This is a genomic window from Microbacterium sp. FW305-3-2-15-F-LB2 (assembly GCF_058787255.1).
Genome location: NZ_JBYSZO010000003.1, coordinates 68,841 through 87,707, shown reverse-complemented (window position 1 = coordinate 87,707; position 18,867 = coordinate 68,841). Strand labels below are relative to the sequence as shown.

Annotated in this window: 24 protein-coding genes and 1 pseudogene; all 25 read right to left on the bottom strand. The window is 68.7% G+C overall.

Annotation, left to right across the window (positions count from 1 at the left end):
• A pseudogene (locus tag AC3WLZ_RS18530) lies at positions 1-699 on the bottom strand (apolipoprotein N-acyltransferase); the annotation flags it as partial.
• A 3-nt stretch (positions 700-702) separates the two neighbouring features.
• Positions 703-1,644 carry a cytochrome c oxidase assembly protein gene (locus AC3WLZ_RS18525; protein WP_492471076.1) on the bottom strand — a complete coding sequence of 314 codons (942 nt, stop codon included), beginning with the start codon at positions 1,642-1,644 and terminating at the stop codon, positions 703-705.
• The gene (gene resB / locus AC3WLZ_RS18520; protein WP_492471075.1) at positions 1,641-3,329 is read right to left on the bottom strand and encodes a cytochrome c biogenesis protein ResB; all 1,689 of its coding nucleotides are present in this window, start codon (positions 3,327-3,329) and stop codon (positions 1,641-1,643) included. Before resB ends, AC3WLZ_RS18525 begins: the two co-directional genes overlap by 4 nt.
• On the bottom strand, positions 3,310-4,077 hold the full coding sequence (locus tag AC3WLZ_RS18515; protein ID WP_125132024.1) for a cytochrome c biogenesis CcdA family protein: 768 nt from the start codon (positions 4,075-4,077) through the stop codon (positions 3,310-3,312). The genes resB and AC3WLZ_RS18515 overlap by 20 nt, the downstream gene beginning before the upstream one ends.
• Complete coding sequence (locus AC3WLZ_RS18510; RefSeq protein ID WP_492471074.1) at positions 4,074-4,673, bottom strand: TlpA family protein disulfide reductase; 600 nt, start codon at positions 4,671-4,673, stop codon at positions 4,074-4,076. The genes AC3WLZ_RS18515 and AC3WLZ_RS18510 overlap by 4 nt, the downstream gene beginning before the upstream one ends.
• Complete coding sequence (locus AC3WLZ_RS18505) at positions 4,670-5,005, bottom strand: DUF6804 family protein (protein ID WP_492471073.1); 336 nt, start codon at positions 5,003-5,005, stop codon at positions 4,670-4,672. Before AC3WLZ_RS18505 ends, AC3WLZ_RS18510 begins: the two co-directional genes overlap by 4 nt.
• The gene (locus AC3WLZ_RS18500) at positions 5,002-5,538 is read right to left on the bottom strand and encodes a signal peptidase II (protein ID WP_492471072.1); all 537 of its coding nucleotides are present in this window, start codon (positions 5,536-5,538) and stop codon (positions 5,002-5,004) included. Before AC3WLZ_RS18500 ends, AC3WLZ_RS18505 begins: the two co-directional genes overlap by 4 nt.
• The gene (locus AC3WLZ_RS18495) at positions 5,528-6,199 is read right to left on the bottom strand and encodes a copper resistance CopC family protein (protein ID WP_492471071.1); all 672 of its coding nucleotides are present in this window, start codon (positions 6,197-6,199) and stop codon (positions 5,528-5,530) included. Before AC3WLZ_RS18495 ends, AC3WLZ_RS18500 begins: the two co-directional genes overlap by 11 nt.
• Positions 6,200-6,260: 61 nt before the next feature.
• Positions 6,261-7,253 (bottom strand): flavin-containing monooxygenase, encoded by a 993-nt coding sequence (locus tag AC3WLZ_RS18490; protein WP_492471070.1) that lies wholly within the window; start codon positions 7,251-7,253, stop codon positions 6,261-6,263.
• A 26-nt stretch (positions 7,254-7,279) separates the two neighbouring features.
• Positions 7,280-7,942 carry a DsbA family protein gene (locus tag AC3WLZ_RS18485; protein ID WP_492471078.1) on the bottom strand — a complete coding sequence of 221 codons (663 nt, stop codon included), beginning with the start codon at positions 7,940-7,942 and terminating at the stop codon, positions 7,280-7,282.
• A 90-nt stretch (positions 7,943-8,032) separates the two neighbouring features.
• Positions 8,033-8,485 carry a hypothetical protein gene (locus tag AC3WLZ_RS18480; RefSeq protein WP_492471069.1) on the bottom strand — a complete coding sequence of 151 codons (453 nt, stop codon included), beginning with the start codon at positions 8,483-8,485 and terminating at the stop codon, positions 8,033-8,035.
• Positions 8,486-8,617: 132 nt separating this feature from the next.
• On the bottom strand, positions 8,618-8,884 hold the full coding sequence (locus AC3WLZ_RS18475; RefSeq protein ID WP_492471068.1) for a hypothetical protein: 267 nt from the start codon (positions 8,882-8,884) through the stop codon (positions 8,618-8,620).
• Positions 8,885-8,955: 71 nt separating this feature from the next.
• The gene (locus tag AC3WLZ_RS18470) at positions 8,956-9,300 is read right to left on the bottom strand and encodes a hypothetical protein (protein ID WP_492471067.1); all 345 of its coding nucleotides are present in this window, start codon (positions 9,298-9,300) and stop codon (positions 8,956-8,958) included.
• On the bottom strand, positions 9,297-9,650 hold the full coding sequence (locus tag AC3WLZ_RS18465; RefSeq protein WP_492471066.1) for a hypothetical protein: 354 nt from the start codon (positions 9,648-9,650) through the stop codon (positions 9,297-9,299). Before AC3WLZ_RS18465 ends, AC3WLZ_RS18470 begins: the two co-directional genes overlap by 4 nt.
• 75 nt (positions 9,651-9,725) lie before the next feature.
• Positions 9,726-10,088 (bottom strand): single-stranded DNA-binding protein, encoded by a 363-nt coding sequence (locus tag AC3WLZ_RS18460; RefSeq protein WP_492471065.1) that lies wholly within the window; start codon positions 10,086-10,088, stop codon positions 9,726-9,728.
• A gap of 9 nt (positions 10,089-10,097) precedes the next feature.
• Positions 10,098-10,343 (bottom strand): glutaredoxin domain-containing protein, encoded by a 246-nt coding sequence (locus tag AC3WLZ_RS18455; protein WP_492471064.1) that lies wholly within the window; start codon positions 10,341-10,343, stop codon positions 10,098-10,100.
• A 406-nt stretch (positions 10,344-10,749) separates the two neighbouring features.
• A complete protein-coding gene (locus tag AC3WLZ_RS18450; protein WP_492471063.1) occupies positions 10,750-11,238 on the bottom strand; it encodes a hypothetical protein in 489 nt (162 codons plus the stop codon).
• Entirely contained in the window at positions 11,235-12,131 is an 897-nt protein-coding gene (locus tag AC3WLZ_RS18445) for a ParA family protein (protein ID WP_492471062.1), read from the bottom strand. The genes AC3WLZ_RS18450 and AC3WLZ_RS18445 overlap by 4 nt, the downstream gene beginning before the upstream one ends.
• Positions 12,132-12,404: 273 nt before the next feature.
• A complete protein-coding gene (locus AC3WLZ_RS18440) occupies positions 12,405-12,608 on the bottom strand; it encodes a hypothetical protein (RefSeq protein WP_492471061.1) in 204 nt (67 codons plus the stop codon).
• Between the two features lie 22 nt (positions 12,609-12,630).
• Entirely contained in the window at positions 12,631-13,521 is an 891-nt protein-coding gene (locus AC3WLZ_RS18435; RefSeq protein ID WP_492471060.1) for an ArdC-like ssDNA-binding domain-containing protein, read from the bottom strand.
• A gap of 340 nt (positions 13,522-13,861) precedes the next feature.
• Complete coding sequence (locus AC3WLZ_RS18430) at positions 13,862-14,077, bottom strand: hypothetical protein (RefSeq protein ID WP_492471059.1); 216 nt, start codon at positions 14,075-14,077, stop codon at positions 13,862-13,864.
• Between the two features lie 48 nt (positions 14,078-14,125).
• A complete protein-coding gene (locus AC3WLZ_RS18425) occupies positions 14,126-15,514 on the bottom strand; it encodes a ParB/RepB/Spo0J family partition protein (protein WP_492471058.1) in 1,389 nt (462 codons plus the stop codon).
• Between the two features lie 400 nt (positions 15,515-15,914).
• Positions 15,915-17,864, bottom strand: coding sequence for a hypothetical protein (locus AC3WLZ_RS18420; RefSeq protein ID WP_492471057.1), 1,950 nt, complete (start codon positions 17,862-17,864; stop codon positions 15,915-15,917).
• A 203-nt stretch (positions 17,865-18,067) separates the two neighbouring features.
• The gene (locus tag AC3WLZ_RS18415; protein ID WP_260024135.1) at positions 18,068-18,238 is read right to left on the bottom strand and encodes a hypothetical protein; all 171 of its coding nucleotides are present in this window, start codon (positions 18,236-18,238) and stop codon (positions 18,068-18,070) included.
• A gap of 121 nt (positions 18,239-18,359) precedes the next feature.
• Positions 18,360-18,785, bottom strand: coding sequence for a helix-turn-helix domain-containing protein (locus AC3WLZ_RS18410; RefSeq protein WP_492471056.1), 426 nt, complete (start codon positions 18,783-18,785; stop codon positions 18,360-18,362).
• Between the last annotated feature and the right edge of the window lie 82 nt (positions 18,786-18,867).

The following is an 18,867-nucleotide window of genomic DNA, read 5'->3' as shown; positions in this document are numbered from 1 at the left end:
CTGCGGTGTCACGACCAGGAGAACAGCGACGCTCACGGCAGGGTGCAACCCGAGCATGAACCGGATGCCGCCGGCGCGGATCCACTGCACCACAGAGGCGCACACCATGACGATCAGCAGGGACAGGCCCGTCACGCTCGTCCACGACGCTGCCTCCGCGAGCGGCCCGCCTACCTGGGTCATTCCGAGGCGCGCCCACGGGAACCCGGAGTACGGCCACGCACCCATCACCACCTCACGGGCCGTCCACAGAACCGCGATCAGCGGCGGTACCACGAGCAGCTGCACGAGGCCGCGCGCCGGATAGCGGGCGGTCCACCGGTAAGCGAGCGCGATCGGCACCGCGCCCGCGCCGAAGAGGACCGCTTCCAGCCCGGCGAGGGCAAGCCACGGCACCGGGCCGAGGAACTCCCCCACCCACACCAGATGAGTGGCGAAAAACACAGCGCCAAAGACAGTGCCGACCAGCAACGCCCCGCCGAAGCTGCGACCGATCAGGGCCACCAGGGCGACAGCGACGCTCACGAACGTCAACGGCCACCGCCCCACCGGTGCCGATGCGAAATCCAGCAGGAGGCCGGCTGCCGCGGATGCCAGCACCGCCGCCCACACCGGCAGCGACCATGCCGCAACGGTGCGGCGCGGCGTCTCCTGCTCCGGCGCGGCGGCCGGGGCGGGTGTCAGCAAGGGCGTGCGCATCGGTTAGCTGTCTTTCTGGTGGAGGCGGGTGAGGTAGTCGTTGTAGGCGTCGAGCTCGGGATCGCCGTGCGCGTCGGCGCGGCGGTCGGCGGCGGTTGCTTGGGCGGTGTCGTCGCGGAACCAGCGGTGCATGACGTACAGGAGCATCAGCAGGGTGGGGGCCTCGCCGTAGGACCATGCCAGCCCACCGGCGAGGCGTTGGTCTTCGATCGGGTCGATGCCCAGCGCGCTCGTCGGGCCAGCGAATTCGTCGATGAGGGTGGTGGTGGCCATCATCAGGAAGACGCCGAAGAAGGCGTGCAGGGCGGCTTCGGCGAACACGTCCAGGGCGCGGCCGCCGTGGCTCATCCGCACCGGCAGCGGGTCAGAGGACAGGATCGGGATGGTGAACAGCATCCCAGCGACCAGGAACCCGACCTCGAGAAGGGTATGCCCGGTGACGGTGGACAGGATCGGGTCGGCGAAGTTCGCCAGGTACAGACCATAGAACGCGGCCAGGTAGAGGGGCACCGCCAGCCACGGGCTGAGCAACCACCGCGCGGTGCGACTGCGCAGCCCAGCATGCGCGGCACGCAGCACCAGGAGACCCGGGCCGTGGTGCGGGGTGGCACGCAACAGCAGGGTGCCGGGAGAGCCGAGGACCAGCAGCGGCGGGATCGCCATCATCAGGGTGAGCTGCTGGAACATGAACACCGAGAACAAGGCGTACCCGTAGTTCTCCACCGCCAGCCCGGTTACCGCGGCAAGGGCGACGCAGCCGAGCAGGAAGCTGACCGTCCGCCACACCGGCCAGCCGCGGCCGCGCACCCACATGCGGATCGCGCCAGCAAGATAGACGACCGCGAGGAGTCCCGCGAGAATCGGCAGTACCGGAGCCGGAAGCGGGGCCGGCGTGAGAAACCCGCCCAGGGTCGGCGGGGCATCCGGGATCCACACGGTCGTCACAGCGTGTCCTTCGCCGGCTGGTCTACGCCGAGGGTCTGCGCGTGGCGGGCCGCAAGCTCGTCGACGGCGCGCGCCAAAGCAGGGTCTTCGCCTCGGGCCAGTCCCGCGTACTCGACGTGCACACCATCCGAGGTGGTGCGGGCTTTCACCCAGAGCCGCCGGCGGGGCACGAACAGTCCGGCGAACAGGCCGAGGGTGGCGAGCACGGAGAACGCGAGCACCCAGGCGCTGCTGGGATCGCGTTGGATCTGCAGCGACGCGAACCGCTTCACCGGCTCCTCCGCCGTGACTTCCTCCCAGGTGATGGTGCCCCACCCGTTCGGCAAGTCGACAGTGGCGCCGGGGGTGAGCTCAAGGGAGTCGGCGGCGGTGTCGCCACCGGTGTGCTGGGTAAGCCCGTCGACCTCGAGGGTATACACCGATCGGGGGGTGCCGTCGTCGATGCCGAGATCCCCGCTGAACACGTTGAGAGTGATCACCGGGTTGATCACGTCCGGATAAACGGAGGTGAACGCGCCGGAGGGCAACACCCCCTGGGTGGGGTAGAAGAACCCGACCAGCCCGACCTGCTCAGGCAACCCGTCCGGGACCTTGATGATCCCCAGCGACGTCATGTTGGAGTCCTGCGGCAGGAACGGCTGCGACTCGCTGTACACGACCTCGCCAGCGGCGTCGCGAATGGTGAGGGTGGGGGCGTACCCATTGCCGAGTAAGTAGATGCGGTCGCCTCCGACGGTGATCGGGTAGTTCACGATCACGCTCTGCGCCCGGTCGTCCTGCCCGGGCTGGCGGATGGTGACGTCGGCGGAGAAGTCGCCGGCCTGGCCCGCGCCGGGCGTGCCGGGCAGGCGATAGGAGACCTGGAAGTCATCGAGGGTGAGCGAGTAGGGGGCAAGCCCGGTGCCGTCGACGAACCGGCCGGGGTTGAACGAGGAGTAGTCGCTGAGGGCGTTCACGAACGTGGTGCCCTCCACCACCACCCGCTGCCCCGTGTACGCAAACGACCCCCCGATCGCCACGGAGACGAGCACGCCCACGAGGGCGACGTGGAAGATCAGGTTGCCGGTCTCGCGCAGGTAGCCGCGCTCGGCCGACACCGACGCCGCGCCGCGGGCGTCGTAGCGCTCCACCCGGTATCCGGCTCTCCGCAGCTGCGCTGCCGCGACGTCGATCGCGTGGGAGGCCGGGTCGGTCTGCCCCTCCCCTATCGGCAAGGTCAACTCCCGATACTCCGACAGCCGCGATAGGCGTGCCGGGGTGCGCGGCGGGCGAGAGCGCAGCGCCTTGTAGTGGTGCTTGGCGCGCGGGATCACGCAGCCGATCAGGGAGGTGAACAGCAGCAGATAGATCGCGGAGAACCACGGCGACAGGTACACGTCGAACAGGCCCACCGCATCCGCGAGGGGGAACACGTCGGGGTTGTCCCGCTCCCACTGGGTGACGCCGTTGGGGTCGGCGCTGCGCTGCGGGAACAGCGATCCAGGCACGGCGGCGATCGCGAGAAACAGCAGCAGCACCAGCGCGGTGCGCATGCTGGTCAGCTGCCGCCACGCCCACCGCAGCCAGCCCGTGATGCCCAGCGCCGGCTGGGTGATCTCGGTCGCGGATTCGCTGTCGGCGTGGTCGCCGGGGCGCAGCGGGTCGGCGGTGACGTCGGTGCCGGTGTCAGAGCGGGAGGGGGACATTGATCACCACCTGTTGCAGCTGCGACATCAGCGCCGTCCACAGCCCCGTCACCATTAGCAGGCCGAGGGCGATGAGCATGGCCCCGCCGATGATGTTCAGCGCGCGAATGTGTCTCCGCAGGAACGCCACCGATCGCGATGCCCACCCCCACCCGGCCGCGAGGATCAGGAACGGGATGCCTAAGCCCAGCGAATACGCCAGACCGAGCAGGCCTGCGCGGGCGGGGTCGCCGAGGTTCCACGACATCGAGATGATCGCCGCGAGCGTCGGGCCAATGCACGGCGTCCAGCCGACACCGAGCGCGAACCCGAGCAGCGGCGCCCCGATCAACCCCGCCCGACCCTGCGCGCGGGGCCGGAAGGTGCGCTGCGCGATCCCGAAGAACCCAAGGAACACCAGCCCCAGGGCGATGATGACGACCCCGAACACACGAGTGAGGATGCCCGCGTACTGCAGCAGCAGGAACCCGAAGGCGCCGCCGAGGATCGTGACGGCGACGAACACCACCGTGAACCCGGCGATGAACAAGCCCACGCCCAGCAGCAGCCGGGCACGCTCCGCCCTCACGATGCCTCTACCGTTCACCGCGGGGGCCACGGATGTCGTGGTGGTGCTGCCGAGGTAGCCGAGGTAACCGGGCACCAGCGGCAGCACGCACGGGGACACGAACGAGACCAGGCCGGCGAGGATCGCGACCGGGACAGCGACCCACAGGGCGCCGTCGACGACCATCTGTCCCGGGTTCACGAGGCGTCCTCGGCGAGCGTGTCCGCGACCAGGGTGGACAGGATCGACGCACCGGCCAGCTGCCCGATGATCCGCGCCGCGACCCGCCCCTCCTGGTCGATGACGAGGGTCGTCGGGGTGGCCTGGATCGGGGTTGCCTGCGCGAACGCGAGCTTCACCCGTCCGTCGTTCACGTCGATCACGCTCGGGTAGGTGACGTTGTTGTCACGGGCGAACGACTGAGCGGTGGCGGGCTGGTCGTAGGTGTTCACCCCAAGGAACGCGACACCCCGATCCTGGTAGTCCTGCCAGACCTCCTCGAGCATGGGCGCTTCGACGATGCACGGCCCGCACGCCGCATACCAGAAGTTCACCACCAACACCCCGCCTCGGTAGTCGTCACTGGACACCGTCTCGCCGGTCTCGGTGACGCCCTCGAACACCACCGGCGCGCCGCGGTCCCCCGCTGGGATCTCGACGACCTGAAAGTCACCGGCGATGAAACCCTTCTCGTTCCCGTCCCGGTACTGCTGCGCAAGCGAGTCGCTGGACGTGCACCCGGCCAGCAGCAGCGCCGCGACCAGCGTCACGGCGGCAACGACTCGGCGGCGGATCATGCGCGCTTGACCTTGATCAGGGCACCGGCGACCAGGAACACGACCGCCGCCACTGGCTGCGCGGCCGTCCACACCGGGCCGGTGAACGGGAACGGGAACACCGGGTTCCAGATCACCGCGATCACAGCGAACACCGGCAACCACCACCACTGCCGCGCCTGGACCGCGAACCACCCCACGATGACCGCGAGGATCGCCGCGACGAACAGCACCACCGTGAACCACTCCCCGCCCATCAGCACCGGCGCGAGGAACAACACCGCCGCCGCGAGCAGCCCCGGCGCGAACGCGTTGCGCTGGTATACGGACGGGGTCCGCTGCTTCGCCATCATGACCCGCTCACCACTGAGCCCGCCGCAGGAGACGCACCGGTTGTCGCGCTCGCGCGGGCACGGCGATGCCGGATCCACATGTTCAGGCCGAGGACGATGACGCCGGCGCCGAGGGCGACGTCGGCAAGGTTCCCGATGAACAGGTTCCCGTAGGCGAGGAAGTCGGTGACGTGACCGACCCCGAACCCTGGCGGCGAGAAGAGTCGGTCGATGAGATTTCCGACCGCGCCACCCAAGATCAGCCCGATCCCCGCCGCCCAGATTCCTGTTCTCGCCCGTGCCGCGGCAACGACCAGTACCACCACCGCACCGACCCCGAGAAGGGTAAGCAGCCCTGTGAACCCCGCACCGAGCGAGAGGAGCGCTCCCGGGTTGAACGCGAGCTGCAGGCCGAGTAGGTCGCCTAGCAGCGGGATGCGCTCGGTCTGACTCAATCCGCCGATCGCGGCCGCTTTCGTTGCCTGGTCGATTAGGACAACCACGCCGGCGGCCAGGCAAGCGATCGCGAACCGTCGGGTCTGCTCACGACTCATCGGCAGCCTCATCCTTCCGTGCGCGGGTGTTCTTGCCGGCGGCGGCTGCCCGGTCGCGGCGGCGGCGCTCTCGGCCCATCATGAGCACGATGATCAGGCCACCACCGAGCACGACCACAACGCCCAGAACGGCGAGCCCGGGGAAGATCTCCCCTCCCCCGGAGGGGCCGTTGTGAACATCGCCAGCGGGAGTGGCCGTGGCCGTGGGAGAAGGTCTGGGCGTCGGTTCCTCGGTGACGTCGGGGGTGGGGGTACTGGGGGGCACCGCCACGGCTTCGACGGTGTACTGGTACTCGTTGCTGATCGGGTGCCCGTCGCTGGAGACGACCCGCCACCGCACCGTGAACACTCCAACCTGGCCCGGCTGGACAGCCTGGGTGACGGTTGTTCCGTCGACGATCGGGTCTCCGGTGGCGATGTTCTGCCCGTCCGCAGCGATGACCTCAACGATCACTGCGCTGAAGTCGGCGAGGATCTCGCCGCTGAACGTCAATGAGATCTGCTCCGGGACCTCACTGACCGTGCCCGCGGCTTCTGGGGAGGACGAGACGATCTGATCATGCGCCGCCGCGGGCGGTGCGGCAGCGAACAGCAGACCGACAGCGATCAGCACCCCCGTTACAGCGGAGAGCAACCGGAGCCGCCGACGAGTGCCAGACATGCGCGGCGTGCGCAAGGATGCACGAGAGGTTGTGGGCTCTGTGGTCATAGGGACGGTCCTTTCAGGGCCGGTTGATGATGTGCTGGGCAATCGTCGTTGCGTCTCTCCAGACCCCCGCGACGGTGTCGGAGCCACGGCCGCCGTACTGCGGCATCCCCGCCACGAACAATCCGGGAAGACCGGTCATGGTGCGTCGAGGCCGCGCAGAGCCGTTGGGTTGCGGCAGCCAACGGTCGCCGGGGTCGTAGCCGGTGGCGAGGATCACCGACCGGGGAGACACCTGTGTGCCATCGGCGAAGGTCACCACGGCGCCGTTCGCGGCCTCGACTGCGGGGGCGATTGTGACGCCCCGGCGGCGCAGATGCTCGTAGCTGTCGCCGAAGATGGGCTCGGGTCGCCGCGTACGGGAGAACAGCGGCACGCTTTCGCCTGCCATGGCGGGGTAGCTCATCGCGGGCCGAGGCTGGCGCGGAGTGCGGGTGGACAGAGTGACGGTGTGTGAGGCAGACAGTTCGCGGGCCAGTTGCACGCCGCTGTTCCCGCCGCCGACGATCAGCACGTCGCCGGTGGGAATCTGCTTCGGATACAAGTACTCGCTGCTATGGATCACTACCCCCGGCGCCGTCAGCCCGTCCGCCCAGTCCGGGACCCGGGGGTGAGTGTGCGCACCTGTCGCGCAGACCACGTTGCGGGTTTGCACCTCGCCCACTGTCGTCGACAGCAACAGCGTCGAGCCGTTGCCCCGATGCTCCACCCCGGTAGCCCGGACATTCCAGACGGTCTCCACACCCAGGCCGGCTTCGACAAAGGTGAGGTAGTCAGCCATCTCATCCGCTCGAGGATGCCGGCGTTGATCACCCAGCAGCTGGCGCGGAGACAGCGCACTGTGCCGGGCGTCGCTGAGCAGCTCCATCGAATGCCACCGCGACGTCCAGGAACGCTGCCCCGCCGCGGCCGCGTCCATCACCACGAACTCGTGCTGTGGTCGCAGACCCTCCGCGATCAACGCCGCGGCGACCGCGAGTCCCGCCTGCCCGGCGCCGACGAAGATCACCCGTCGATGCGACAACCCCGCCCGCATCACCGGCCACCGTTCACCGCGGCCTGAATGGCGTTCTCGAGGTCATCCCATTCCTGCAGCTCGGCGATCTCACCATCCACAAAGAACGTCGGAGTGCTGCTCACCCCGAGAGCACGCCCCTCCTGGAAGTCCGACTCCACCCGCTCCGCCGTCGACGGGTCAGCCACAGCGGCATCGTAGGCAGCCATGTCCAGCCCGAGCTCTTCCGCGAAACCGCGGAACAGGTCAGCGCGCGACTCCTGCGCCTCACCCCACTCCGCCTGGGTCTCAAACAACCGGTGGTACATGTCCTCGAACCGGTCCTGCTGCGCCGCCGCCTCGGCGGCCAGGGCCGCGTTCTTCGAGTTGAAGTGACCTGGGAGCGGGAAGTACCGGACGACGTAGGTGATCTCCCCCGCGAACTGCTCCCGCAGATCCTCCACGATGGGGTAGAAAGCGCCACACGCCTCACACTCGAAGTCCAAGAACTCCACCACGGTGACGGCACCCTCGCCTCCGTCATCGAGAACATGCGAACTTTCTCGCAACACCTGCGGCGGCGAGGAACCTTCCCCAGAGGCAGGGGTTTGACTGCGGTCGATAAGGACGTAGATCAGCGCGGCCACAACCATCACCGCTACGACGGCAGCGGTGACGAGGGTCACCTTTAGAGGGGTTTTCATCGGGTACTCCAAACCAAGACACGGCACAGGGAAGATCCCGGGCACGTAGCCCGGGACGAAGCACCACCCCGCGGGGCGGCGTGCCAGATTTCAGGTTCGAGAAAGACCCAACTGCGTCAACGACAACACCACCGGATGCGCGCGCAGGGCCGGCACAGCAAGCAGCGAAGGCACCCGCGACACCTCACTGAGAACGGGCGATATCCGTCGGTGCCACAGCGTTCGCAAGGCCACCATGAACGTCAGGCCACACAGAACACCGAACACACACAACGCCGCACCGGCCAGCGCGTTCGATCCGGACCATGCGCCGCTGGCGGCTTCCTCGTGCTCTGCGGGGGCGTCGGCCACCGGTTCCACGTGCGGGTCCATCAGCCCGGATACCAGGAGCGGAATAGACGCCGCCTCGCTCGATTCCGCATGCGCCGTTGCTGCCAGACCGAGCATCAGTAGCAACGTCAGACCGACGCTGGTAATGAGCCTCATTATCAACCACTGCTCGTTCAGCGTCGCGGAACGCGGAATCCGGGTCGAAGAGACCATCCCCCACAGCGTACAGCGCACACCAAAGAGCACTCAGATGCCGCCACACCTCTGCTGGCGAGCGGGCGTCGGAGCCCCTTCCCCGTCCTCTTCGGCCCGAGCTACTGCGGCCCCGGTCTACAGCTGTAAGGGTCACCTTCGGCTCGCCCGCCGGAACCGGCGCGTGAGCACCGCGGCGACGATCGCGAAAGTCGTGGCGGCTAGGCCGGCGGGCACGAGCAGATAGGGCACGACCACGAGCATGGAACGACTCAAGGGGCTGTCAACGGGGATAGGGCTGGCGAGGGTGCAGATGAGGCTCACAAGCGCCAGGACGGCCCATTGGCGGCCGCTGTAGCGGAGCACGCGCACGCCGGCGCCATCGTGCCACCACAGCCGTAAGGGCTCGGGGATCTTCACGACTCTCTCCTGTCGCTCCGTGCCTCTATTGTCGCGGCGCACGCCCCCGGCCGGGGCTGTAGCGCATGCGGCTATTCGCGGATCGGCGGCGGTTCGGTGCCGAATGTGCCGCTCCGCAGATCGCCAAAGTAGGTCGGTCCATGCGAATCCTCGGTGACCCGGCCGACGACGGGCGTCACGATGACCAGGTGATCGAGGACAGGTTGATCCCACACCATGCAGTCGCGGTAGACGTGGCCGCGGTATGCGCCGTCCACGCCGTCGACAATGCGGGACAGCTCGGTGGCGTGGATCGGGAGCAGAAGCGAGTTCTCGGGCGTCAGGGTGATGCTGTGCTCGGCTTTCGGCTCAGCGGACTGAGCCGCGTCGAGCATGGCGTCGACGAGCCGCTGCACATGGGTCCGTGCGCCGCTCATTCGTCGAACCAGCGCACCACGCCGTTCGCGGAATGCGCGGCCCGGAGAGCTTGGGAGGCGGCGCCGAGCGCGGCAGCGGCCCGTTGCAGCTCGGCGGCGGCGGTGACGGTTCCTGTCGCTCCGTCCCCTCGGTTGTCCTCGCCGGCGTAGTGCTCGCCGTCGACGACCCGAGAGTGCCAGGCCCCAAGCTGCTGACAGACCTGTTCGAGGTCGTCGACGGTGGCGACCAGCTCACCGAGCAGCGTGTAGGAATCGAACGGCGCCGGGACGTCTCGGGTCGAGTGCGCGAGTGTTCTGGCCTGGGATGAGAGGTCGCGGGCGACCTCGACTTGACGGTGTTCTTCATTCACGGCCATGTTTCTTACCTTCTCTGGCGTCACCGACACGGCCGGGGCGGTGTGGCGCCCCGGCCGTGACGTGGGTGGCTACTGCTGGTCGTCGCGGGTGTTCCGGCTGATGGTGACGGTCGCGCGGGCGAGGTCCGCGCCGATGCTGTCGGCGTCGATGACGCGCCCGTATTGCTTGTTGGCGTCCTCGCCCCAGCTGGAGGTGTGCTCGCGTCCGGTGACGATCACGGCGTCGCCCTTGTGCAGGGATGCGGCTGCGTTCTCGCCCAGCTCGAACCGGGCCTCGATGAAGTGCGTCGTGGGGGTGTCGTGGGCCTGCCACTTGCCCTGTCGGTACTCCCCCGTGTTCTCGATGACGCGGAGCTTGGTGATCTGGATGCTTCCGGCCTGCACGACCTCGGGGTCGGCGGCCAGGTTTCCGGTGATGGTGCGGACGGACATGGTTCTCTCCTATCGGTTGTTTGCGATGCGGTCGATGTGGTCGGGGCGGAATCCGCTCCAGTGGTCCTCGTCGGTGACTACGACGACGGGTGCCTCGGTGTATCCCAGGTCCTCGACGACGTACGTCCGTGCCGCCTCGTCGTCCCTGATGTTCACCTCGACGAACTCGATTCCCTTGCTGGTCATCACGTTCTTGGTGAGCGTGCAGCGGGCGCATGCCGGGCCGGTGGTGTACACCGTGATTTGCTCAGCCATTGCTCTGCCCCTCTCCCTACCAACCGTTTTTCTTTGCCTTCCGGCAATCGAGGGATTAACGGCCTGCGCAGCGGAGGGAGCAACGGACCGTGGAATACCGGACTGAGCGCAGCGAGGGAGGATATGCCGCGAAAGCCGTTGGCCCGCAGTGGAGCCGCCGTATCCTCGACAGCCGGACAGGTCAAAGAATGCATGAGAGTGTCCGCGCCGCGCAGCGGCTCCTTGTGCGGGCCGGCCTCCGTGCCGGCGTGCTGCCGTGTGCTGTCGCCGCATGATCGCGGTCGCGGGGTCGGGTCAGCTCTCGCGGTCGTGCGGGGCGAGGTGCAGCCGGTAGGCGGTGGCGACGAGGGCGCTGCGCGAGGGCGCGCCGGCGACGGCGGTGAGCTCGTCGAGCGCGCGGCGCTGGTCACCGTCGAGGCGGAGCTGGATCTGGATGCCGCCGCTGCCTCTGGCGCGGCGTGCGCGGCGTTGCAGCGGCCCGCCGCTGGGTGCGGGGGGTGCCGGCGAACGCGGCGGCCAGCCGCTCGGTGGGGATATGGTCGAGCGCGTCGACGAGGAGTTCGTCGTAGGTCTTGTCCGGCTCCCCCGCCGCGGTGCGGGTCTTGGCTGCGCGGACGAGGGCGAGGATGTCGGGCTCGAGGTACACGGCGACGTTCTGCACGCCCTCGTGCTGGGCGAGAACGCGCCGGGGTGCCGGGGTGCGTTCGGCGGCGGGCTTGGGTGTCGGCTTCTGCCGCGGAGCGACCGGCTCGACTGCCACGGCCGTGTCGGCCGGGCTGGGCTCGGCGGGGCGGGTGGTCTTGGGCAGGAGTCCGCCGAGGCTGGCGGCGCGACCGTTGCCGGAGCCTTTGAACGCGTCCGCGAGGCTGGGGCGGTCGATCTGCGGCTCGCTCATGATGCGACGCTCACTTCCTGCTCGATCTCCGCGACGCGGGTCAGCAGCTCCCTGGCGATGTTCTCGTAGTCGGTCGCGAGTCCGGATGCGTCCCGCGCGTACAGGCCGCCGGTCGGCGTCGTGCCGCTGCGGAGGGCGCTGATGCGGGCGGCGCGGTCGTCGATCGCGGCCGCCTCCAGCTCGTGGACGAGCAGGCCCCGTCGTCGCGCGTCGGCGGCGGCGCTGTCGAGGTGGCGGATGCGGGTGGTAAACACGGGCGCGGCGTCTCCGAGCACCTGGGCGAGGCTGGCGCGCACGTCTCGTTCGAGGCGGGTAGTGCGGGAAGCGATCGCGAACAGAGCGACGCCGGCCAGTCGCAGGCTGGGGTTACGCTCTCGGACGTCGAGGAAGCGTTCCGCGATCCGCGTCACGCCGTCGATGCTGGCCTCGTCGGGTCGGGTGGGGATGATGACGGCGCGGGAGACGGTGAGCGCGGCGGTGACAATGATGCGGTCGCCGGGTGGGGTGTCGATGAGGATGAGGTCGTAGTCGTCTGCGATCGCGCCGAGCTTGCCTTCGAGGACGTCTGCGAGGTCCTCTCCTCCACGTTGTGCGCGGCTGGCCATGACGGCGGCGACGTCGCCGAGGGCGGGGCCTCCGGGCACGACGTCGAGCCGGTCGCGCACGTTGCGCAGCACGGGCACTGGTGCTGCGGTGATGAGCGCGGTGAGTAGGTCGTCGCCAGTGTCGGGTGTGTAGCCGAGGTCGCGGGCGACGTTGCCTTGCTGGTCGAGGTCGAGGATGAGGACGCGGTTGCCGGCGGCGGCGGTGAGGCCGCCGATGTTGCTGACGAGGCTGGTCTTGCCGACACCGCCCTTGCCTTGGGCGACGGTGACGGTTCTGTGGATGCTCATGATTCCTCCTGCGGTGCGTCCTGTGGGACTGCCCGCTTGTAATACTGCGGGATTCGTCACGTGATGTCGGGCGTTGCGTGCGGCGTGTTGCTATGCATGGCCTATAGCGTGATTTCTCGCATCTCCTCCTGCCCACCTTACTGCGTGACATATGGCTATACATATGGCTTTACTAGTCGAGATTGGGGAGCGCGAGGGGATGTCCCCTCGGTCACGGCGGCCCGGAGGGAAGGCCGCGCCGGAGCGGGAAAGGGGAGACCCTCGCCCCGCGCCTCAGTCGTCGGTGGTGCGGGTGAGCGTGTCGACGAATGTCACGTAGTCGGCGCCGTCGATGGTGGCGGTGTGGGCGAGCGCGTACCCGGCGCGGGCATAGTCCGCGACTTCCTGGGCGCGGTAGCCGATTTGGCGGCTCTTGCTCACCACGTCGTCGTCGCTCTTGACGACGCGGTTCTCGATGACCTGGATGCTCTCGCTCATGGCTGGGTGTTCCTTCCGATTCTCAGGCCGCCACGGGGGCGGGGCTGTCGGTGGTGGTGATCGCGTCCGCGAGTGCGTGGGCGGCGCGCAGGACGTTGACGGCGGTGGCCTTCACGGTGTCGGTGTCGCAGTTGCTCCATCCGGCGACGTAGCCGACGCTGTAGGCGCTGGTGTCGAGTCTGAGAATCCCGGCGACGACGTACGCGACGCTCTCGGCTTCAGTTTCCTTAATCCCGCGGTGCTCGACGTACTCTGCGTGGTCTTCCTCGGCGTGCAGGATGACGTGGGCTGCTTCGTGTAGCGCGGTCTTGGCTGCCTGGGCGGGGGAGAGGTTCGCGTCAATGACGACGCGCTGTGTTCCGTCTGTGGCGGTGTAGCCGTTGGCGGTTCCGGCGATCGGCTCGCGCTTGACGCTCCAGCCCTTGTCGGTGAGGTAGTCGGCTACGGCGTTGTAGATCCCTGCGGGGTCGTCTCCGGTGAGCGGCTGGGCGATGTTGGCCGGGTCGCCTGCTTCCTCGTCGATGAGGTCGGTCTGTCCCATGTCGAACACGGACACGGGGAAGAAGCGCACGCGGCGCTGTTCTTCCTCTTCGCCGGTCTGCTCGTTCTCCACCGTCTCGCGCACGTCGCGGCCGCCAAAAATGCGGATGCCGTGCTCTCCCTTGCGCACCTGCCGGTTGAGGCTCTGCCAGGTCCGGTATCCGGCGACGTGGGTGGCCTCGGGGCACTGCGCGAAGATCAACAGCAGGTTTCCCAGGCTGTAGCGGTGGAACGCCTGAGCGAACGCGAGGAACCGGGTCCACGTCTCGGAGTCGCGCAGCCCCTCGATCTGTTCCGTGATCGTCTCGTGCAGCTGTTCGGCCTCGGCGCGTCGTTCCTCGGCGCTCTTGCGGGTGCTGACTTTGCGGGTCATGGCTCTCTCCCTTCCCAAACCCCTCACGCTTTCTTGCCGTGAAGGCGACTCGTCGCCGCTAGGGAGTGCCAGCTGGAGCGCAACCCGTGAGGGCGGTGGGGGAGAGAAGTTCGGCGCGATGTGAGGGAGCGCAGCGACCGCGTGCCGAAGTTGTCGGGGGAGCCGGCGGCGTAGCCGCTTGCGTGGAGGTGGCCGACCGTATGCTGCCGAAGGCTTCACGGCAAGAAAATGCGCCCGGTAAGGCGGGCTGTCCGGCCGGAGGCCGGTCCGATCGGTGGGGGAGCGCGAGGGGGCCCGGCCCCCTCGCCGGCGGTCGCGGAGCGGGGGCCGATGCTGTGGGCTACGGCCCGCTGGCGATGATGGTGAAGCCGGGGATTTCGCCGTCCTCGATCGCGTGTATCTCATCGATCAGGTCGTTCATGACGGTGTGCTCGTCGAACGGGGCGAGGTGGGTGTCCCAGCCGGGGCCGAGCTGCGCGTCGGCCCACAGGCCGGCCAGGCGCACGTCGGTGTCGGCGGTGAAGCGGTGGCCTTCGGGGGTGGTGAGGGTGAGCATGGTGCCTCCGGGTGAGGGGAGGGGGCCTGTGCGGCCCCCTCCGGTGGGTCACTCGTCGTCGGTGTCGTCGAAGTCCTCGGCGTAGTCCGCCGTGGTGTCCTCGTTCGCGGTGGTGACGATCTGCTCGACCTCGCTGAGTCCGTATCCCCACGCGGCGAGCTGGGTGAAGTAGGCCCGGTCGGTGGGGGAGGGGTGTCTCCAGGTCTGCTTGCTGGTGACGTTCTCGATCGCGCCGAGCACGACGGCGAGGGCGACGTGCTGCGCCTTGTCGGGGGTCTGCTCGACGAGGGCGGCGAGCTTGTCGGCCTCCCAGTATCCGCCGCGGTCGATGCCGAGGAGTTCGTGCGCGAGAGTGTTGCCGTCGCGGGTGGCGAGGCTGACGGCCTGCCGGTGCACGGTCAGTCCGGTGGCGATCACCGCGGCGGTGTCCTTGGGGAGCGTCTTGCGGGATAGCAGGGTGGTGAGCCATTCGCGGCGCACGACCTGGGCGGAGGCCCACGCCTTGTTGTTGGCGATCAGGGTCCGTCGTTCGGCCTTCTGCTCGTCGGTCATCGGCCCGGCCGCCGATGCGCCCTCCTTGCGGAATCCGGCCGCTTTGGGGTCGCTGAGGTAGTAGACCACCTGGGCGTCGCCGTTCCACGGCACGCGGACGTACGCGGCGCGCCCGTCGACGTTCTCGATGTCCTCGACGTTCACCCGCTCGCCGTCCTGGGTGCGCAGCTCGCGGATGTTGGTGTGGCCGGAGTCGCCGTAGTAGACCTCGTGGTCGAGGATCGTGTATCCGCGGGCGGTCAGGTCCGCTTCGGCGTCGGCCTTGACCTTGGCACGGGTTCGCTCGTCGCGTGCGCGCTGGGCGGCGTGGGTGAACTGGGCCGGGTTGCTGGTGGCGACCTCGATCAGTTGTGCCCGTGTGGCGTCGTCGTCGAACTCGATGAGCACCGCGGCCTGGTCGAGGGTCAGCGGGTGCTCGTGGATCGCGGATGCTGCGACGGCGTTCTCGGCCACGGCGAGGGCGGTCTTGACGTCCTTGGGCTTGGTGGCGGTGCGCTTGGCGATCGCGGTGACGCTCATGCCCTCGAACGCGAGTTGCTGGAACGCGGCGGCTCGGTCGCCGTCAGTGAGGGCTTCGCGCTGGTCGTTCTCGACCATCTGCTGGATGATCCGTTCGGCGGTGGCTTCGTCGGCGTCGACGATGTAGACGGGGATCGTCGTCGCGCCTGCTTCTCGGGCCGCGAGGGTGCGTCGCTGTCCTGCACGGACGAGGACGTTGCCGTTCTCGTCGCGTCGGGCGAGCACGGGCGTCAGGACGCCGTTCTCCCGGATGCTCTGTACGAATCCGGCCGTCAGCGGGGCGCTGGGCCTGACGTTGGCCTCGATCACGAGTGCGTGCGGGTCGATGTGCTCGACGGTCCCGGTGTGGGTGGTGGTGTCGGTCATGATCTTCTCTCTCCGATCAACTGTTTTGTTCGCCTGTCTGGCAAGAGGATCGTTTGAGAGCGGGAGCGGCGAGAGTGCCGGGTCGTGGAATACCGGACTGAGCGCAGCGAGGGAGGATATGCCGCGAAAGCCCGGCACGGCAGCCGCGGAGCGAACTACGATTCGGCGGCCAGGCAGACGGACAACGATGGGGGTGCGCCGCGCAGCGGCTCCTCCACAGAGTGCGTTCGAGCACCCTTCCGCGCTCGAACGCAGATCTACGCTGTGGCGGTGGACGTCGACGAGGAGCTGGAGTTCTCTCCGACGTGCGCAGCGTGTCTGGTGCAGCTGGTCCCGGTCGAGTTCGGCCGGCATGTGGCGTGGGAGTGCCCGGGGTGCCGGCTGGTGCGGATCGGGTGATTCAGGCCGCGTCGAGTGCGACGGCGGGGGAAAGCACGCCGGCTCTCACCAGGTTGAGCGCTTCCCGGTGGTCGCCGCGGCCGTCAGGGCCTCGCGGGTAGCGGGCGTAGTCGGGACGATCGTTCTGAGCGAACAGGGCAACGCCGCTGGGAGCTCGCCGGCCACGGCGCTTCTTGTTGGGCTTGCGCATCCAGGTCAGCTCGGCGTTCCACCACTCCCAGCGGCCGCGCTCGGCCCCGTAGCGGGCGCGTCGGTCGTCGAGGTAGCCGGCGACGTCGAGCTCGTCGGCGGCCCGGTCGAGGGCCGTGTCGTCGCCTCGGCTCCAGCCGGGACCGTTACGGCGTGCGAGATGATGGAACCGGAGGCGGTGCAGCCCGGTCCGCACACGAACGCCGTCCAGCCCGGTTCGCTGCACCAGGTCGTCGACGGTGGAGTGAGCGTCGACGGCGAGATGCTTGAACACGAGTCCGGCGGTGCGACCCAGGCTGCGCGGTGCAGCGAACGTGTCGTGCGCGAGCGGCTGGAGCTCGCGGCTGAGTCGTGTCGTCCAGTAGGTCCGGTTGAGCGCGGGTGCAGGGGGGCGGGGGCGTGCAAGCACTTGTGTCCGGTCTTGGTCCTCTGGGTCTGTGGAGAACCGCTCGGAGAGTCGGTAGCGCTGCCCGTGGGGGGCTTCGGGTTCTCCGACGCGGACGATCCACGCCGACTCGGGGTCCTCGTCGACGAGGGGCCGGGTGAGGGTCTGGAGCGCAGTGTGGACGGTGGTGCGTCCGTAGCCGGTGTCGGCCGAGAGGCGGCGCACGTCGGCTTCGACGACGAGCTGCGCCGATTGGGCGATGTAGAGGCAGAGGGCGTCGAGGACGGCACGGGTGCTGTGCGTCCCTGTGCTGCGCCGTGCGGCCGATGACGCCCGGTCTGCGCCCCACAGGCCCGGCATGGCGTTCGCGCGCTCCTGGGCGCGTTCTACGGCCGCCAGGGCGGTGTTCGATCGGGCGGCGTAGTTGGTGTCGTCGCCGGTGCCGTTGAGGGGGTGCGCGGCGACGTAGCGGACGGCGTTGTTCCATGCGGCGTCGAGGGCGCGGATGCGGCCGCGTTCGGTGCGGGGGATGCGGTCGCCGCCGTGGCGGCCGCGGAGGGTGCGCACGTGCTCGAACGCGGGCTCGTCGACGACGGCGAGGACGTCGGCGTAGCGCCAGCGGGAGTGTGCGCAGCCGGCGAGGACGGCTGCGAGGGTGTAGGACGTGTCCTCTCCCGGCTCGCTGTGGAGCATCGCGTCGACGCGGGGAGTGAGCGGGCGTTTCGGGCCGGCGATGTAGGGGTGGCCGTCGTCGTCGACGGTCATGCCTCGGAGGAGGCCGAGGGTCGGGGAGGGGATTTCGGCGCCGGCGTCGATGAGGAACGCGGTGAGGTCGGTGATCGCGTCGGCGGGGACGGTGCAGTTGGTGAGGGCTGTGAGCGGCCCGTGGGCCACGGATACACCGCCGAGGCGGTGGGGGGCTCCGGGCGGCCTCACACAGCCCGTGGCCGGGTTGGCCAGGGGAGTGGGGTCGAGCGAGGGGAGCAGCTGCGCGGTGAGCAGCGCGAGGGTGCGCACGAGGTCGGGGTCGGCGGATTCGGCCAGGCCGATCCAGACGTGCCGGCCGCCAGTAGGGCCGGACGCGCACACCAGGTGCGCGATGTTGAGCTCGTCGAGCCAGTGGGAAAGGCGGGCGGCGTCATAGGGGGCGTTGCCGCGGGAGCTGTCGAAGTCGAAGCAGACGTAGGCGTAGCGGCGGTCGTCCCCGGCGAGGTACATCGCCCAGGGCGTGTGCGGGGGGAGCTCGTTGATCGACCACTCGTGGTCGTACTCGTTCAGGATCTCGCCGGACGCGAGCTGCGCGGCCGCGCGTACACGATCGCGCGGGCTGAGAGCGCGCGTGAGGGTCCACGCGACGGCCGGATCAAAGTCCGACACGCCGGTTTCTGTAACAGTTACCGCGCGAACGCGGGCGCGTTGAGCTACTATGGCGTCATCTCCTAGGTGCGTCCTTGGGGGTACGACGAAGGCCCGGCTGGTAACCGGTGCTGGATGCGATTAGCTCGAAGTCGAACGTTTGGCGACAGGCGACTGAGAGCTACGAAACTTGAGGGGCCCGCCGATACGGCGGGCTCTTTCGTTTATGCCGCGGGGATGGGCAGCTCCTCCCTCTGAGGACGCGGCGACGCGATGACGGGCAGTCGTCCGTTGTCCTCGACAAGTTGGTCGATGAGCGCCTCCAGGTAGTAGGCGATCGACACGCCACTGCGCTCGGCCGCCTCCTGGACTTCGGCGCGCGCTCTGGGCGACACGCGGCCTTGCAGAAGGACGGTCGGGGCCCCGTCAGCGCGACGGGCCCGTCTCTTCATTGCACTCATGGCTCCACTGTCCCGGACAGTATGCATTCGCGGCTCATGACGCGCCGTGTGTCGGTCATTCCGCTCCCGGGGAAGTCCTTTGGTTGCTGCATTCGTCGAGTTGTTCGCGTAGCTGCCATTTGTGGACGATCCAGCGGCCTCCGACGAAGGAGCCGGGGATGTGGCCCTGTTCGAGCCAGATGTAGATGGTGCCCTTGTACTTGACGCGGAACAGCTGCATGAGGTCGCGGTAGCTGAGTTCGTCGGGGTAGGCGGCGAGCACGTCGACGGGCTCGCTGGGGCGGGGGCGGTTGCTCGTCGCGGCGAGCCACGCGCGTATCTCTGCCTTGAAGATGATCCAGGAGTCAGCAATCCGGTGTCCGGGGATCGTGCCGTCGCGCAGGCGCGCTCGGACGGCTGGCGCACCGCTGCGGATGATCTTGGCCACGTCGGCGGTGGTCAGCGTGTCGGGGTACTGCGACCAGTAGTCCTCTTCGCTCACCGGCTCGGGGGTTTCATGTGGGCTCCGTTCGGGTTCGGAGTTTTTCGTAGCTAAGTCACCTCGTGACGCGGCGCGGCCAGAT

Excerpts from the sequence above, each read along its gene's own strand:
- resB (WP_492471075.1), bottom strand. The coding sequence starts at position 3,329 with ATGTCCCCCTCCCGCTCTGACACCGGCACCGACGTCACCGCCGACCCG.
- AC3WLZ_RS18510 (WP_492471074.1), bottom strand. The coding sequence starts at position 4,673 with ATGATCCGCCGCCGAGTCGTTGCCGCCGTGACGCTGGTCGCGGCGCTG.
- AC3WLZ_RS18505 (WP_492471073.1), bottom strand. The coding sequence starts at position 5,005 with ATGATGGCGAAGCAGCGGACCCCGTCCGTATACCAGCGCAACGCGTTC.
- AC3WLZ_RS18500 (WP_492471072.1), bottom strand. The coding sequence starts at position 5,538 with ATGAGTCGTGAGCAGACCCGACGGTTCGCGATCGCTTGCCTGGCCGCC.
- AC3WLZ_RS18495 (WP_492471071.1), bottom strand. The coding sequence starts at position 6,199 with ATGTCTGGCACTCGTCGGCGGCTCCGGTTGCTCTCCGCTGTAACGGGG.
- AC3WLZ_RS18485 (WP_492471078.1), bottom strand. The coding sequence starts at position 7,942 with ATGAAAACCCCTCTAAAGGTGACCCTCGTCACCGCTGCCGTCGTAGCG.
- AC3WLZ_RS18480 (WP_492471069.1), bottom strand. The coding sequence starts at position 8,485 with ATGGTCTCTTCGACCCGGATTCCGCGTTCCGCGACGCTGAACGAGCAG.
- AC3WLZ_RS18470 (WP_492471067.1), bottom strand. The coding sequence starts at position 9,300 with ATGAGCGGCGCACGGACCCATGTGCAGCGGCTCGTCGACGCCATGCTC.
- AC3WLZ_RS18460 (WP_492471065.1), bottom strand. The coding sequence starts at position 10,088 with ATGTCCGTCCGCACCATCACCGGAAACCTGGCCGCCGACCCCGAGGTC.
- AC3WLZ_RS18455 (WP_492471064.1), bottom strand. The coding sequence starts at position 10,343 with ATGGCTGAGCAAATCACGGTGTACACCACCGGCCCGGCATGCGCCCGC.
- AC3WLZ_RS18450 (WP_492471063.1), bottom strand. The coding sequence starts at position 11,238 with ATGAGCGAGCCGCAGATCGACCGCCCCAGCCTCGCGGACGCGTTCAAA.
- AC3WLZ_RS18445 (WP_492471062.1), bottom strand. The coding sequence starts at position 12,131 with ATGAGCATCCACAGAACCGTCACCGTCGCCCAAGGCAAGGGCGGTGTC.
- AC3WLZ_RS18440 (WP_492471061.1), bottom strand. The coding sequence starts at position 12,608 with ATGAGCGAGAGCATCCAGGTCATCGAGAACCGCGTCGTCAAGAGCGAC.
- AC3WLZ_RS18435 (WP_492471060.1), bottom strand. The coding sequence starts at position 13,521 with ATGACCCGCAAAGTCAGCACCCGCAAGAGCGCCGAGGAACGACGCGCC.
- AC3WLZ_RS18430 (WP_492471059.1), bottom strand. The coding sequence starts at position 14,077 with ATGCTCACCCTCACCACCCCCGAAGGCCACCGCTTCACCGCCGACACC.
- AC3WLZ_RS18425 (WP_492471058.1), bottom strand. The coding sequence starts at position 15,514 with ATGACCGACACCACCACCCACACCGGGACCGTCGAGCACATCGACCCG.